This is a genomic window from Clostridium sp. AF27-2AA, assembly GCF_003478505.1.
Classification (GTDB): Bacteria; Bacillota; Clostridia; order Lachnospirales; family Lachnospiraceae; genus Brotaphodocola.
On sequence record NZ_QUFI01000022.1, the window covers coordinates 40,354 to 55,112 of the forward strand.

Annotated in this window: 14 protein-coding genes and 1 other annotated feature (1 of these 15 running past the window's edge); all 14 genes read left to right on the top strand. The window is 50.1% G+C overall.

Features of this window, described 5'->3' with window-relative positions; genetic code table 11:
- Positions 1-191 (top strand) — a binding site (T-box leader) (it extends 62 nt beyond the left edge of the window).
- A 51-nt stretch (positions 192-242) separates the two neighbouring features.
- The gene (locus tag DWY84_RS12250; RefSeq protein WP_118533671.1) at positions 243-1,337 is read left to right on the top strand and encodes an ABC transporter substrate-binding protein; all 1,095 of its coding nucleotides are present in this window, start codon (positions 243-245) and stop codon (positions 1,335-1,337) included.
- A gap of 49 nt (positions 1,338-1,386) precedes the next feature.
- Entirely contained in the window at positions 1,387-2,271 is an 885-nt protein-coding gene (locus tag DWY84_RS12255) for an ABC transporter permease (RefSeq protein ID WP_118533672.1), read from the top strand.
- Positions 2,264-3,037, top strand: coding sequence for an ATP-binding cassette domain-containing protein (locus DWY84_RS12260; RefSeq protein ID WP_118533673.1), 774 nt, complete (start codon positions 2,264-2,266; stop codon positions 3,035-3,037). The genes DWY84_RS12255 and DWY84_RS12260 overlap by 8 nt, the downstream gene beginning before the upstream one ends.
- A gap of 88 nt (positions 3,038-3,125) precedes the next feature.
- Positions 3,126-4,241: a HAMP domain-containing sensor histidine kinase gene (locus DWY84_RS12265; protein WP_118533674.1), complete on the top strand. Its 1,116-nt coding sequence runs from the start codon at positions 3,126-3,128 to the stop codon at positions 4,239-4,241.
- Entirely contained in the window at positions 4,216-4,908 is a 693-nt protein-coding gene (locus DWY84_RS12270; protein ID WP_118533675.1) for a response regulator transcription factor, read from the top strand. The genes DWY84_RS12265 and DWY84_RS12270 overlap by 26 nt, the downstream gene beginning before the upstream one ends.
- Before the next feature lie 22 nt (positions 4,909-4,930).
- On the top strand, positions 4,931-5,776 hold the full coding sequence (locus DWY84_RS12275) for a hypothetical protein (protein WP_118533676.1): 846 nt from the start codon (positions 4,931-4,933) through the stop codon (positions 5,774-5,776).
- Between the two features lie 317 nt (positions 5,777-6,093).
- Entirely contained in the window at positions 6,094-7,782 is a 1,689-nt protein-coding gene (locus DWY84_RS12280) for a DEAD/DEAH box helicase (RefSeq protein ID WP_118533677.1), read from the top strand.
- 107 nt (positions 7,783-7,889) lie between these two features.
- A complete protein-coding gene (proC, locus tag DWY84_RS12285; RefSeq protein WP_118533678.1) occupies positions 7,890-8,687 on the top strand; it encodes a pyrroline-5-carboxylate reductase in 798 nt (265 codons plus the stop codon).
- Between the two features lie 20 nt (positions 8,688-8,707).
- Positions 8,708-9,292 carry an NUDIX hydrolase gene (locus DWY84_RS12290; RefSeq protein ID WP_243024844.1) on the top strand — a complete coding sequence of 195 codons (585 nt, stop codon included), beginning with the start codon at positions 8,708-8,710 and terminating at the stop codon, positions 9,290-9,292.
- A 66-nt stretch (positions 9,293-9,358) separates the two neighbouring features.
- Entirely contained in the window at positions 9,359-9,883 is a 525-nt protein-coding gene (locus DWY84_RS12295; protein ID WP_118533680.1) for a hypothetical protein, read from the top strand.
- Positions 9,884-10,146: 263 nt separating this feature from the next.
- Complete coding sequence (locus DWY84_RS12300; protein ID WP_118533681.1) at positions 10,147-10,998, top strand: tyrosine recombinase; 852 nt, start codon at positions 10,147-10,149, stop codon at positions 10,996-10,998.
- Between the two features lie 127 nt (positions 10,999-11,125).
- On the top strand, positions 11,126-11,869 hold the full coding sequence (locus tag DWY84_RS12305) for a peptidoglycan recognition family protein (RefSeq protein WP_243024843.1): 744 nt from the start codon (positions 11,126-11,128) through the stop codon (positions 11,867-11,869).
- 20 nt (positions 11,870-11,889) lie between these two features.
- The gene (locus DWY84_RS12310; protein WP_118533682.1) at positions 11,890-13,941 is read left to right on the top strand and encodes a DNA topoisomerase; all 2,052 of its coding nucleotides are present in this window, start codon (positions 11,890-11,892) and stop codon (positions 13,939-13,941) included.
- 101 nt (positions 13,942-14,042) lie between these two features.
- Positions 14,043-14,714, top strand: a complete 672-nt coding sequence (locus tag DWY84_RS12315; RefSeq protein WP_118533683.1) for a UDP-N-acetylglucosamine pyrophosphorylase — start codon at positions 14,043-14,045, stop codon at positions 14,712-14,714.
- Positions 14,715-14,759 lie beyond the last annotated feature (45 nt).

Sequence of the window (14,759 nt, forward strand, 5' to 3'; positions counted from 1 at the left end):
GGATTGCAGTATGGAAGGGATTGCTGAATGGACTTTCGAGGGCAGATCTGAAACCGGAGCAAAACACATAGCAGGGAGTAGGGACTGACGGAGACCGCAACCGTTATCTGGCGGCGTATATGTTAGTATACGGGTGAGTGGGTGCAAACCAATTTGAGTGGTACCGCGGATTAAGTGAATTCGTCTCAAATACAGATTAAAATCTGTATTTGGGACTTTTTTATTTTAAGGAGGTAAAGATTATGAAAAAAAGTGTAAAAGTGATGGCAGCAGCAATGGCAGCAATGATGACATTAGCAGGATGCGGAAGCAAGACTGCAGAGACTACCGCAGCAGATACCACAGCAGCAGAGATCACCGCAGAGGCAGCAGCAGAGGAAACTACCGCAGAGGCAGCAGAGGGTGTGAAAATTGCAGATGGTGAATATACCATAGGCATTGGCCAGTTCGCAGAGCACGGCTCCTTAGATAACTGCCGTACCGGATTTTTACAGGGCCTGGCAGATGAGGGCATCGTGGAAGGCAAGAACCTGACCATTCTTTACGAGAACGCACAGGCAGACGGCGGCACCGCAAGCCAGATCATGAACAACTTCCTCTCCAAGAAAGCTGATCTGATCTGTGCCATTGCAACCCCGATCGCCCAGAGTGCTTACAGCGCAGCGAAGGACGCAGGCGTTCCGGTTATCTACACCGCAGTGACCGATCCGGTTCTGGCAGAGCTTGCAAACGCAGACGGAACTCCGGTCGGCGAGATCACTGGTACCAGCGACAAGCTTCCGGTTGAGAGCCAGTTAAAGATGATCCGCACCATGCTTCCGGATGCAAAGACCATCGGTATCATGTATAGCACCAGTGAGATCAATTCCGTTTCCGCAATTGAGGAATACAAGAAAGCAGCACCGGAGTATGGCTTTGAGATCGTAGAGAGCGGCATTTCCTCTACTGCAGACATTCCGTTAGCAGCAGATGCCCTGGTAGAGAAAGTAGACTGCATCAACAACTTAACCGATAACACCGTAGTAAGCTCCCTTCCGGTTATCCTGGATAAGGCAGCAAAGAAGAACATTCCGGTATTCGGAAGCGAGATCGAGCAGGTTAAGATCGGCTGCCTGGCAGCGGTTGGACTGGACTATGTAAGCCTTGGCGAGCAGACCGGTAAGATGGCAGCAAAAGTATTAAAGGGCGAGAAGAAAGCAAGCGAGATGAACTTTGAAGTTATTGAAGAGGCAGCTTTCTATGGCAACAACAAAGTAGCAGAAAACCTTGGCATCACCATCCCGGCAGAGCTTTCCGACAATGCGGCAGCACTGTTCGATGAGATTATAACCAACTAGAGCGTATTAATAATATAGAATAAACGCTCTTAGAAATCGGAGGAAACACATGTCTATCATCATTGGCGTCATCGAGGAAGGCCTGATCTACGCGATTATGGCACTCGGCTTATACATTACCTACAAAATCCTGGATTTTCCGGATCTGTCTGTGGACGGCACGTTCCCGATGGGAGCGGCTGTCACAGCCATGCTGATCTTAAAGGGCGTACATCCGGCCCTGACTTTGGTCTTAAGCTTTGCGGCCGGACTGCTGGCCGGATGCATTACCGGTCTGATCCATGTTAAGCTGAAGGTGCGGGATCTTCTTTCGGGCATCATTATGATGACAGCGCTGTACTCCATTAACCTTCGGATTGCGGGAAAAGCAAATCTGCCGATCTTCAGTAAGGAAACCATTTTTGAGAACGCGTTTCTGGAATCTGTCGTACCGGAGGCGCTGGATCCGTATCTGGTGAGCATCATCCTGTTTGTGATCGTTCTGGTCTGCAAGATTCTGCTGGATCTGTTCTTAAAGACCCGTGCCGGATATCTGCTCCGGGCGGTCGGTGACAATGAGGTGCTGGTTACTTCCCTTGCAAAGGATAAAGGCATGGTCAAGATCCTGGGTCTGGCTCTGGCCAATGGCTTCGTAGCTCTGGCAGGCTGTGTATACTGCCAGCAGAAGGGATTCTTTGAGGTCAGCACCGGTACCGGCACCATGGTGATCGGCCTGGCCAGTGTCATCATTGGAACCAAGCTGTTAAAGCGGTTCCACAGCGTGAAAACGACCACCGCCGTGATTTTCGGTTCCATCGTTTACAAAGCCTGCGTGTCCCTGGCCATTGCCCTGGGTATGGCGGCATCGGATTTAAAGCTGATCACGGCAGTTCTGTTTTTGATCATTCTGGTTGCCAGTAACCGGAAGGAAAGGAAGGTAAAGGCACATGCTTGAGTTAAACCACATTCATAAATATTACAATGCGGGCACCGTCAATGAAATGTGCCTGTTCAACGACTTTTCCCTTTCCATTGAGGACGGTCAGTTTGTATCTGTGGTCGGTTCCAACGGTTCCGGAAAAACTTCCATGCTGAACCTGATCTGCGGCAGCATTCCGCTGGATGCCGGACAGATTAAAATTGGAAACGAAGATATCACCAACATGCCGGAGTTCAAACGGCAGAAGCGCATCGGCCGCGTGTATCAGAATCCGGCCATGGGAACCTGCCCGTCCATGACCATTCTGGAAAATATGGCTCTGGCCGATAACAAGGGAAAACCCTTCAATCTGCGCCCGGGTACCAACCGCCAGCGGGTGGAGTTTTACCGGGAGCAGCTTCATATGCTGGGCTTAAGCCTGGAAGATAAGATGGATGTGAAGGTCGGCGTGCTTTCCGGCGGACAGCGCCAGGCCATGGCACTGCTTATGTCTACCATGACACCGATTGAGTTTTTGATCCTGGATGAGCATACCGCGGCACTGGATCCGAAAACCGCAGACATTATCATGGAACTGACGGATAAGGTGGTAAAAGAGAAACACCTCACCACCATCATGGTTACCCACAACCTGCGCTATGCTGTGGAGTATGGCAACCGCCTTCTGATGATGCATCAGGGCCACGCCATCATTGACAAGGCCGGTGAGGAGAAAAAGCAGATCCAGATCGATCATATTCTGGAGAAGTTCAACGAGATCAGCATCGAGTGCGGAAACTAAGTAATTGTTTGAAAATTTAGAATAGTTTAATACACGGAATACACCTCTTGTGCTATACTGTTAGTCAGTAGAGAGAGGTGTATTTTTTATGAAGTTAAAAACGCGTCTTGCCATTGCATTCGTGACATTCAGCGTCCTCCCAATCATGTTTGTGGGACTGATGCTGTCGGTGGGCCGTCTGTTTATGGTCTACCGGATGGATGAATTTGCTCCGGAAGTCAAAACTATGGTGGCCCAGCTGATGATCACGGCGGTGCTGATGCTGATGTTTATCTGCGGTTCCCTGACCATCTGGGTGTACCGTTCCATCCTGCGTCCGCTGAGCAAGCTTCAGGAGGCAACCAGAAAGATCCGGGATGGCAATCTGGATTTCACCCTGGATATCGAGGAAGATGATGAGATCGGGGAGCTGTGTCAGGACTTTGAGGAGATGCGCATCCGTTTAAAGGAGAGTGCCGAGCAGAAGATACAGTATGACAATGAAAATAAGGAACTGATCAGCAACATTTCCCACGATCTGAAAACGCCGATCACGGCCATTAAGGGCTATGTGGAGGGTATTCTGGACGGTGTGGCCTCCTCGCCGGAAAAGCTGGAGAAATATATCCGTACCATTTATAACAAGGCCAACGACATGGACCGGCTGATTGATGAGCTGACCTTTTATTCCAAGATTGATACCAACAAGATTCCCTATACCTTCAATAAGATCAATGTCAACAGCTACTTCCGTGACTGTGCGGAGGAGGTTGGCCTGGATATGGAATCCCGGGGCATTGAGCTGGGGTATTTTAACTATGTCAATGAGGATGTGGAAGTCATTGCCGACGCGGAGCAGATGAAGCGTGTCATCAACAACATCATCAGCAACTCTGTCAAATATCTGGATAAGCCGAAGGGCATCATCAACATCCGCATCAAGGATGTGGGCGATTTTATTCAGGTGGAGATTGAGGATAATGGCCGGGGCATTGCCACCAAGGATCTGCCCTATATCTTTGACCGGTTCTACCGCACGGATTCCTCCCGGAATTCGTCCAAGGGCGGAAGCGGCATCGGCCTTTCCATTGTCAAGAAGATCATTGAAGATCACGGCGGCCGCATCTGGGCCACCAGCAAAGAAGGAATCGGCACGGAAATGCATTTTGTGCTGAGAAAATATCAGGAGGTAATACAAAATGAGCAGCAGAATTCTGATCATTGAAGATGAGACTAGCATCGCGGAGCTCGAGAAGGATTATCTGGAGTTAAGCGGTTTTGAAGTAGAACTGGAGGAGCAGGGAGATGTGGGCCTAGAGCGGGCCTTGAATGAAGATTTTGATCTTCTGATCCTGGACCTCATGCTTCCGGGCATGGATGGATTTGAAATCTGCAAACGGTTCCGGGAAGTCAAGAATACGCCCATCATCATGATTTCCGCCAAAAAGGATGATATCGACAAGATCCGCGGCCTGGGCCTGGGCGCCGATGATTACATGACGAAACCTTTTAGTCCAAGTGAGATGGTGGCCCGGGTGAAGGCTCATCTGGCCCGCTATGAGCGCCTGATCGGAAGTGGAAGCCCGGAGAATGAGATCATTGAGATCCGCGGGTTAAAGATTGACAAGACAGCCCGCAGAGTCTGGGTGAACGGCGAGGAGAAAAACTTTACCACCAAGGAGTTCGATCTCTTAACTTTTCTGGCCCAGAATCCAAACCATGTATACACGAAGGAAGAACTGTTCCGGGAAATCTGGGATATGGATTCCATCGGAGACATTGCCACAGTAACTGTGCATATCAAAAAGATTCGTGAGAAAATCGAGTTCAATACCGCAAAGCCGCAGTATATTGAGACCATCTGGGGCGTGGGATATCGGTTCAAGGTATAAAAGAAGAAAGGCAGGATAAAACATGGGAATCCATGCAGGAATTTATATGGCGGCAGCCATTCTTTCCGCACCGGTTCTGACGGCAGGCGGTGGACAGAATACGGCGGCGGCAACCAACGTAAGTTTTGACGCACCGCAGCAGAGCGGAAGCGGGGAGGCAGAAAATCAGATGGAAGGTAAGACAGATACAACAGAAGTAACGGCAGCATCGGCCCAGGCGGGGACCGCAGACGCATCCCGCTTTGTGCTTCCGGAAGAAGCAAGGGTGCTGGTGATCGTGGAAGGAACCGGCGGTTCTAACTGTAATGTTTACGCCTTTGAGCGGAGCAGCGCGGCAGGAGCCTGGGAGAAACGGCTGGAGACCACCGGGCATCTCGGTATGAACGGCATGAGCAACCACCGTCACTCCGGAGATAAGACTACGCCGATCGGAGTATTTAAAATGAATACCCCGTTCGGACAGGCCAAAGCGCTGGAGGGATTTCCTTCTGATTATATTCAGGTGGATGATACCTATGTCTGGGAGGATGACACCAACAAAATGAGCCGTGACCTTTCCAAAGAGGGTGAACGGGTTGGCAGCAGCGGCTATGCCGGATATTATGATTACGCCATCGATGCCGGATTCAATCCGAACGGCATCAAGAATCAGGGCTCCGCGCTGTTTTTACACTGCTCCGGTGAGTTTAAGGAGTACACCTCCGGCTGCGTGGCCATCGAGAAAGACCAGATGGCCCAGATCATGAAGCTGTATGGAAAGTACGGCAGCGGCGCATCCTTTATCGCCCAGGCACCGAAAGGAACCTTTGAGCAGATTTATAATACCTATGGAACGAACCAGGGATTATCACCGGAGCGGAACTTTTAAAGAATATTGAAAATAGAATGGCATCCTGCTGAGAATGTAGGGTGCTGTTCTTAATATTAGTGAAAAATGGATACTGCCAGATTGCACATGCCAGATTGCACTCGAAAAGAAAATTGACATTCCAAAATCCGTATGTTAGAATACAAAATTGTGCTGAAGAAGATTCAGAATACCATCCTGAATCTTCTTTTTTCATGTGATTGTGTGCAAAAATCTGTCGGTGGCAGGTATTTGCATGCCTGAGACCGAGGTGTTCCCCCACTGGAACAAACTTTCGGAAACCCGAAAACAGATTGTAAATAGAATGAGGAAAATGAATGGAAACAGTAAAATTTGAAGAGTTACAGTTAGATGACCGCATCCTGCGTGCCGTGACCGACATGGGATTTGAGGAGGCTTCCCCGATCCAGGCGAAGGCCATTCCGGTGGAGCTGGAGGGCTACGATATCATCGGCCAGGCTCAGACCGGAACCGGTAAGACCGCAGCATTCGGCATTCCGCTTCTTCAGAAGATCGACCCGAAGAAGAAAAAGCTGCAGGCCATCGCTCTTTGCCCGACCCGTGAGCTGGCTATCCAGGTAGCAGATGAGATCCGCAATCTGGCAAAGTATATGCACGGCATCAAGATCCTGCCGATCTACGGCGGACAGGATATCGTGCGCCAGATCCGTGGTTTAAAGGACGGTACCCAGATCATCATCGGTACTCCAGGCCGTGTTATGGACCATATGCGCCGCAAGACCGTGAAGTTTGACCAGGTACATACCGTAGTACTGGATGAGGCAGATGAGATGCTGAACATGGGCTTCTTAGAGGATATGGAGACCATCTTAAGCCAGCTTCCGGAGGAGCGCCAGACCGTGATGTTCTCCGCAACCATGCCGGCAGCGATCCAGAAGATTGCAGAGAACTTCCAGAAGGATCCGCAGATTGTCAAGGTGGTAAAGAAAGAACTGACGGTGCCGAAGGTAACCCAGTATTATTATGAAGTAAAGCCGAAGACCAAGGTAGAGGTTATGTGCCGTCTGCTTGATATGTATGCTCCGAAGCTTTCCGTAGCGTTCTGCAATACTAAAAAGCAGGTGGATGAGTTGGTAACCGAGCTGCAGGGCCGCGGTTACTTTGCAGAGGGATTGCACGGTGACTTAAAGCAGGTACAGCGTGACCGCGTCATGAACAGCTTCCGTAACGGACGCACCGAGATCCTGGTGGCAACCGATGTGGCTGCCCGCGGTATCGATGTCGATGACGTAGAGGCAGTATTCAACTACGATATCCCGCAGGATGACGAGTACTATGTACACCGTATCGGCCGTACCGGACGTGCAGGCCGCGAAGGTATCGCATTCAACTTTGTGGTAGGACGCGAGGTATACAAGCTGCGTGACATCCAGCGTTACTGCAAGACCAAGATCATTCCGCAGGCAATTCCGTCCCTGGATGACATTACCGAGATCAAGGCAGAGAAGATCCTGGATCAGGCAAAGGAAGTTCTGGCAGACATGGATTTAAACCGCATTTCCCATATCATCGAGAAGAAGCTGTTAGAGGAGGATTATACTTCCCTGGAGCTGGCAGCAGCGCTGCTTCGCATGAACATGGGTGAGGAGAATGAGGATATCATCTTCGACAACCGTCCGGCAAGATCCCTGGACGATCTGGATTCCAGACGCGACCGCGGTGACCGTGGAAATGGCCGCGGCAGAAGAGAGGGCAAGGGAAGAGACGGACGAAATGGCCGCGGCAGAAAGAATCAGGATGACGCGGATATGGCCCGCCTGTTCATCAACATCGGAAAAGACCAGAAGGTAAAACCGGGAGATATCCTCGGTGCCATCGCAGGGGAGTCTGGCATTTCCGGCCGTCTGGTGGGAAGCATTGACATGTACGACAAGTACACCTTCGTAGAAGTTCCGCAGGACTGCGCAGAGGAAGTACTGGAGTGCATGAAAAACGCCCGCATCAAAGGAAAATCCATTCATATGGAACAGGCGAACGGGAGATAGGTAGGAATTTTCTGAACTAAATATAGGTTTTCACACGAAGGCGCGTATGGAAAGTACGCGCCTTTTGTGCTAAAATGAACTTATCATATGCACAGGAGGACACGGACATGAAACAGTTTGGATTTATTGGCATGGGCAACATGGGCTACGCGATCTTAAAAGGTCTTTTAAAGACCGTGGCACCGGATCAGCTCATTTTTTCTGCAAGAAATAAAGCACATATGGAGCAGGTGGCAGCGGAGACCGGAGTTTCTTACGCCGCAGACAATGTAACCTGCGCGAAGGAAAGCGCCTGTCTGGTGCTGGCGGTAAAGCCACAGCAGTTTGATACGGTTATCGGAGAAATCCGGAGTGCGGTGACAGAGGAACAGATCATCATTTCCATCGCCCCGGGTATCACGATTGAGAATCTACAGGCCCGCTTTGGAAAGAAATGCCGCATTGTCCGGGCTATGCCGAATACTCCGGCTCTGGTTGGCGAAGGCATGACGGGTGTCTGCTATGACCAGGCACTGTTTTCTGAGGAAGAGAAGCAGACGATTGAAACGCTCTTTACTTCCTTTGGCCGCATGACGATCGTAGAAGAGAAGCTGATGGATGCGGTGGTATGTGCCAGCGGCAGTTCTCCTGCCTATGTTTATATGTTTATTGAGGCGCTGGCAGACAGCGCCGTAAAATACGGCATTCCGCGGGCAGATGCGTACAAGCTGGTGGCCCAGACCGTGCTTGGAAGCGCAAAGATGGTGCTGGAGACCGGAGAGCATCCGGGACTCTTAAAAGACAAGGTCTGCTCCCCGGGAGGAACCACCATTGCAGGAGTGGCTGCCCTGGAGGAGTATGGCATGCGCAATGCCGTGATCAAGGCAACCGATGCCTGCTACGCAAAATGTAAGGGAATCCAGTAAAGGAGAAATTCATCATGAACATGGAAGAAAAACAGAATCAGAATGCTGGCCAGCCGGAGAACAAGGCTAAAATTGAGCCGGTCATCCGCAAGGACCGCCAGCTGAAATATACCGGAAATATTTTAAAGATATACGAGGATACCGTGATCGCGAATGGTCATGAGGCTCACTGGGATTATATTCATCATGACGGAGCTGCGGCTGTAGTAGCTGTGGCAGATGACGGTCAGCTTCTTATGGTACGTCAGTACCGTAATGCCCTGGACCGGGAGACTCTGGAGATTCCGGCGGGGAAACTGGATGCGCCGGAGGAACCGAAAATTGAGTGCGCTTACCGGGAACTGGAGGAGGAGACCGGATACCGCTGTGAGAAGCTGGAATATCTGATGAGCCTGAACACCACAGTTGCGTTTTGCGATGAGGCCATTGATGTGTTTGTAGCCAGAAACCTGATTCCGTCCCATCAGCATCTGGATGAGGATGAGGTAATCAACGTGGAGCGCTGGAGCGTGGAAGACCTCCAGCAGCTTATTTATACAGGCAAGATGACCGATGCCAAGACCGTAGCGGCGATTATGGCTTACGCGGCAAAATACGGAAAATAGGAAAGAGAAAAATTTGAATACCGGGTCATGCTGACCGCATAGGATAGAAAAAACGATGGAGTTTTTATGAGACTGGAACGTTCCATAACAGTCCTTGCGGCAGCGGTTCTGGCTGGATGGCTGCTTGCTGTGCTTTTGTGCAATGGACTGTTTTACAGAAATATCGTAAATTATGAAATCCTGTATCATGGAATGGCAGAATGCTGGGCTCAGGCAGCTGTGCGAAGCCGTACCGGGAAAATTTGTCTTCTGGCAGTCCGGGTTCTGCAGGTGGCAGCAGTGGCCTGCATTACCTGCAGCAGGCTTCGACGGACTGGAAGTCTGTTTCTGGGAACTGCCATTGGCTTTTGCGGTGGAGTGTTTTTCAGTCTTCTGGTCTGGAGCTGCGGCATGGCCGGAGGCTTTTTGTTTCTGGCGGCCGGTTTCCCTCAGGATCTGGCTTATCTGCCCTGCCTGTTCCTGCTTCTGGTCAGTGGAAGATCGGACCGGACTGTGCAGAAGGACCGGTTTTTTTGCATCATTTTGTTTTTGCTGGCGGGGGGGATCTGGATGGAGCTCTATGTCAGCCCGCTGATCGTGAAATTGTTCTAAAAAAATACAATGCGAAAATTACAACATGTTGAGATAGAAGAAAATACGTCTCCAACATGTTGTATTTTTTATGTTAATCATGTCAAAATGGGCCGAAAAGTGGGAAATATGTGTTTGATTTTATAGGAAAATGCGGATATAATGGTATTCACATTGCCGAAATATGCGTGTTTTATGGGATTTCAGGGCAGAAGACAGCCCGGGCCCGTCACTGCAGGAATGGACTGGAAATACCGTTTTTGGGGAAGTTGGAGTTTAAGAATATGACGACAGAGATAGAGTCTTTTATCCATTATCTTGAGGATGTGAAACAATCATCGAAAAATACCATAGTATCTTACCAGAGGGACTTAAGGCAGCTTAAGGAGTATCTGGAGCGTCAGGGAATCGAGGAGCCGTCTAAGGTAACAAGAACCAGTCTGAATTCCTACATTTCCTATCTGGAACGAAAGGGAAAGGCCACAACGACCATATCCCGGATCCTTGCATCCACGAAAGCGTTCTTTCATTATGAACTGATGGAGGGAAACATCCGCCGCGACCCGGCAGAGCTTTTGAAAACACCGAAAATTGAGAAAAAGATTCCGGTCATTCTTACTGTAGAAGAAGTGAACCGTTTTCTGGAGCAGCCAGAAGGAGAGGGCGCAAAAGAATTGCGTGATAAAGCTATGCTGGAACTCCTTTACGCCACGGGAATCCGGGTATCTGAGCTGATCGGACTGGAACTTCAGGATGTGAATCTGGCGGTGGGCTTTCTTACCTGCCGTGACGGGGAGAAGGAGCGGGTGATTCCCTTTGGCAAAAAGGTAAATCAGTATCTGCGGGCCTATCTGGAGAAAGCCAGACCGGAACTTTTGAAGGGGAATGAATCTACCTGGCTGTTTACCAACTGCAGCGGAAAGCAGATGTCACGCCAGGGATTCTGGAAAATCGTGAAATATTACGGGGACAAGGCTGAAATTCAGGTGGATATTACACCGCATACCCTGCGCCATTCCTTTGCCGCGCACCTGATCAGCAGCGGCGCAGATATCCAGGCCGTACAGACTATGCTGGGCCATGCGGATCTGGCAACCACACTGGCTTATCAGGGGTACATCCAGAAACAGCATTAAGCAAAATAAGATTTACAGGCGTCGCAGATTGCGTGCGCCTGTATTCTTTTCCGGAGAAAACGGTTCTCGTGACTTAAGAATTGTGATATACTGAAACAAGGTTTGTATACAAAGGAGCGGATACGGTATGGCACAGGAGGATGAAAACGAAAGAGGCAGAGGCGCGAATGCGCGGATGCGTTTCAGGCAAAGCGCGGGGCAGGAACGGGAAAATGTGAGAAAGGCCAGTCGTTCAATGAGGCTTCTCATTGCTGTGGATGCGGTTTTGTTTCTGGCTATCCTGATTGCGGGAGGTATGCTGCTTTATCGGCGCCAGAACCGGGAAGCAGAACAGCATCTTTCTGAAATTCAGGCACCAGACTGGTATACCCAGGATTTTCTGACCGTAAATCCTTACTCCAGACCGGGAACGAAGCGGGAACATGTGCGGGACATCGTCATCCATTATGTGGCTAACCCGGGAAGCAGTGCGATACAGAACCGGAATTATTTTGAGGGACTGAAAGACCAGAGTGGCTCAAAAACGGTGTCTGCCAGCAGCCATTACATCATTGGGGCGGATGGCACAATTCTGCAGTGCATTCCGTTAGATGAAGTGGCATATGGTAATTATCCGCGCAATGAAGATACCGTTTCCATTGAATGCTGTCATCCGGATGCGGACGGAAGGTTTACTGATGCCACAATCAAGTCTCTGGCCAGGCTGACGGGGTGGCTCTGCAAGGAGCTTTCCTTAAATGAAAAGCATATCATCCGGCATCATGATGTGAGCGGAAAAAACTGCCCCAAATATTATGTGGAACATGAAGATGCCTGGAGGACACTGAAAAAGAAGCTGGCTGCTGGCATCAAGGAAGCGAAAGCTGAATAACAGAAAGGAATCCTGATTTTATGGGAAAATCATTATACATAGCGGAGAAACCCAGCGTGGCCCAGCAGTTTGCGGACGCGCTGAAGATTTCCGCAAGACGGTCGGACGGCTATATTGAGTCCGATACCGCGGTGGTGACCTGGTGCGTGGGACATCTGGTTACCATGAGTTATCCGGAGGCATATGATCCGGCTCTGAGGCGCTGGAGCCTGCAGACACTGCCGTTTCTGCCAAAGGAATTCAAGTACCAGGTGATCGATGGCGTCTCAAAGCAGTTTGCCATTGTCAGCCGCCTGTTGAACCGGCTGGATGTGGACACCATTTATATCTGTACCGACTCCGGGCGGGAGGGCGAATACATTTACCGCCTGGTAGATCAAATGGCGGGTGTAAAGGGCAAGACCAGAAAGCGTGTCTGGATCGATTCCCAGACAGAGGAGGAAATCCTGCGCGGCATCCGGGATGCCAAGGACTGGAGTGAGTATGATAACCTGGCGGCCTCTGCTTATCTTAGGGCGAAAGAAGATTATCTGATGGGCATTAACTTTTCTCGTCTGCTCACCTTAAAATATGGCCCGACGATTTCTGCTTTTTTGAAGGCGGACCGCACGGTGCTTTCCGTGGGCCGGGTCATGACCTGCGTGCTCGGTATGGTGGTGCGCCGGGAGAGGGAAATCCGCAATTTCGTGAAGACGCCATTTTACCGGGTGATCGGCACGTTTTTATCCCAGGATATGAAGTTTGACGCAGAGTGGAGAAGCGTGGATGGTTCCCGTTATTTCCAGTCACCCAAATTATACAAGGAAAATGGATTTAAAAAGCGGGAGGATGCAGAGGCGCTGATCACACAGCTGAAAGAAACAGATCCGCCAGTGGGTGTCTTAAGCAAAGTGGAACGCAAGAAGGAAACTAAGAATCCGCCGCTTCTTTATAACCTGGCAGAGCTTCAGAATGACTGCTCAAAAATGTTCAAGATCAGCCCGGATGAAACCCTGAAGGTCGTGCAGGAACTCTATGAGAAAAAGCTGGTAACCTATCCGCGTACTGATGCCCGCGTACTTTCAACAGCTGTAGCCAAAGAAATAACAAAGAATATCGGAGGTTTGAAAAATTTTGAGCCAATGAAAGGCTTTGCCCAGGAAATCCTGGACCAGGGGTCTTATCAGGGGATTATGAAGACCCGATATGTCAATGACAAACAGATCACGGACCACTATGCGATTGTACCGACGGGGCAGGGATTTGGTGCCATGCGCAGTCTTTCACCATTGTGCATGAAAATCTACGAGGTGATTGCCAGAAGATTTTTAAGCATTTTTTATCCTGCGGCGATTTATCAGAAGTATGCGCTGGAGCTGACCTGTGGCCAGGAGCATTTCTTTACCAGCTTCCGTGTGCTTACAGAGCAGGGCTATTTAAAGGTGGCCGAGGTGCCGAAGCGGAAGAAAGCGGATGATACCGCAGCATCCGGCGGTCAGGTGGCAGACGGGGAGACAGATGACAAGGACGAGTCCGAAATCAACAAAAAGGATATGGAAAATCCGGCATTCATTACTATGCTGGCTTCCCTGAAAAAGGGCATGCAGCTTCCGGTGGATGGCTTTGCCATCAAGGAAGGGGAAACATCCCCTCCAAAACGTTATTCTTCCGGTTCCATGATCCTGGCAATGGAGAACGCAGGACAGCTTATTGAGGACGAGGAACTTCGCGCCCAGATCAAGGGAAGCGGCATCGGCACCAGCGCGACCCGCGCGGAAATCCTCAAAAAGCTGGTCAATATCAAATACCTGGCGTTAAATGGCAAGACCCAGATCATCACGCCAACGCTTTTAGGAGAGCTGGTGTTTGATGTGGTCGGCGCATCCATCCGCCAGCTTCTGAATCCGGAACTGACGGCAAGCTGGGAGAAGGGGCTTACCTATGTGGCAGAGGGCTCCATCACTCCGGACGAGTATATGGAAAAACTGGAACGTTTCGTAGCTGGAAGAACCTACGGGGTTTTGCGCCTGAACAACCAGTATCAGCTCCGGGAATATTTTGAGACAGCCGGGCAGAACTACTCGAAAAAGTAAGGCAGCCTGGTCTGGAAAAGAATCATACAGAACAGAAACCCTCCTGCACTTTTCAAAGGCAGCTGAGTATATATCTTTAAGAAAGAAAAGAGGATATGATCATGAAAAAAGAAGAAATGAAGATCAGTGATCTGTACAGCCTGGAGAACAGCATGGCGAAAGAACTGTTAGAACAGTTTACTTATCCGTGGGAAGTTCTGGCTCACATTGGTGATTTTGTAGAGCGCCTGGGCGAAACCCTTCCGAAGGATGAGTACGCAAACCCGGCAGAGGGCATCTGGATTCACAAATCTGCCCACATCGCACCGACCGCAGGCATCATTGCGCCGGTCATCATCGGACCGGAGGCAGAAGTGCGTCACTGCGCATTCATCCGCGGTAAAGTTATCGTTGGCAAGGGAGCAGTAGTAGGAAACTCCACGGAATTAAAGAATGTGATTCTGTTTGACGGTGTTCAGGTACCGCACTACAACTATGTAGGCGATTCCATTCTGGGCTACAAAGCACACATGGGCGCAGGTTCCATCACCTCCAACGTTCGTTCCGATAAAGCACTGGTCAAAGTACACGCAGAAGACGGCGACATCGAAACTGGCTTAAAGAAATTCGGCGCCATGATTGGTGACTGTGTAGAAGTAGGCTGCGGCTCTGTATTAAATCCGGGGACCGTCATTGGAAAGAACAGCAGCGTCTACCCGCTCTCCAGCGTCCGCACCGCAGTCGATGCAGACTCCATCTACAAACAGCAGGGAGAAGTTGCGAAGAGACAGTAAATTTCAATTTAAAAGCAATAGCAATAAAGGTCCGAAGCAGGCCGG

Bases quoted from the DNA above. Each gene is read 5' to 3' on its own strand.
- DWY84_RS12260 (WP_118533673.1), top strand. From the start codon at position 2,264: ATGCTTGAGTTAAACCACATTCATAAATATTACAATGCGGGCACCGTC.
- DWY84_RS12305 (WP_243024843.1), top strand. From the start codon at position 11,126: ATGGCACAGGAGGATGAAAACGAAAGAGGCAGAGGCGCGAATGCGCGG.
- DWY84_RS12310 (WP_118533682.1), top strand. From the start codon at position 11,890: ATGGGAAAATCATTATACATAGCGGAGAAACCCAGCGTGGCCCAGCAG.
- DWY84_RS12250 (WP_118533671.1), top strand. From the start codon at position 243: ATGAAAAAAAGTGTAAAAGTGATGGCAGCAGCAATGGCAGCAATGATG.
- DWY84_RS12270 (WP_118533675.1), top strand. From the start codon at position 4,216: ATGAGCAGCAGAATTCTGATCATTGAAGATGAGACTAGCATCGCGGAG.
- DWY84_RS12265 (WP_118533674.1), top strand. From the start codon at position 3,126: ATGAAGTTAAAAACGCGTCTTGCCATTGCATTCGTGACATTCAGCGTC.
- DWY84_RS12300 (WP_118533681.1), top strand. From the start codon at position 10,147: ATGACGACAGAGATAGAGTCTTTTATCCATTATCTTGAGGATGTGAAA.
- proC (WP_118533678.1), top strand. From the start codon at position 7,890: ATGAAACAGTTTGGATTTATTGGCATGGGCAACATGGGCTACGCGATC.
- DWY84_RS12255 (WP_118533672.1), top strand. From the start codon at position 1,387: ATGTCTATCATCATTGGCGTCATCGAGGAAGGCCTGATCTACGCGATT.
- DWY84_RS12275 (WP_118533676.1), top strand. From the start codon at position 4,931: ATGGGAATCCATGCAGGAATTTATATGGCGGCAGCCATTCTTTCCGCA.
- DWY84_RS12290 (WP_243024844.1), top strand. From the start codon at position 8,708: ATGGAAGAAAAACAGAATCAGAATGCTGGCCAGCCGGAGAACAAGGCT.
- DWY84_RS12315 (WP_118533683.1), top strand. From the start codon at position 14,043: ATGAAAAAAGAAGAAATGAAGATCAGTGATCTGTACAGCCTGGAGAAC.
- DWY84_RS12280 (WP_118533677.1), top strand. From the start codon at position 6,094: ATGGAAACAGTAAAATTTGAAGAGTTACAGTTAGATGACCGCATCCTG.
- DWY84_RS12295 (WP_118533680.1), top strand. From the start codon at position 9,359: ATGAGACTGGAACGTTCCATAACAGTCCTTGCGGCAGCGGTTCTGGCT.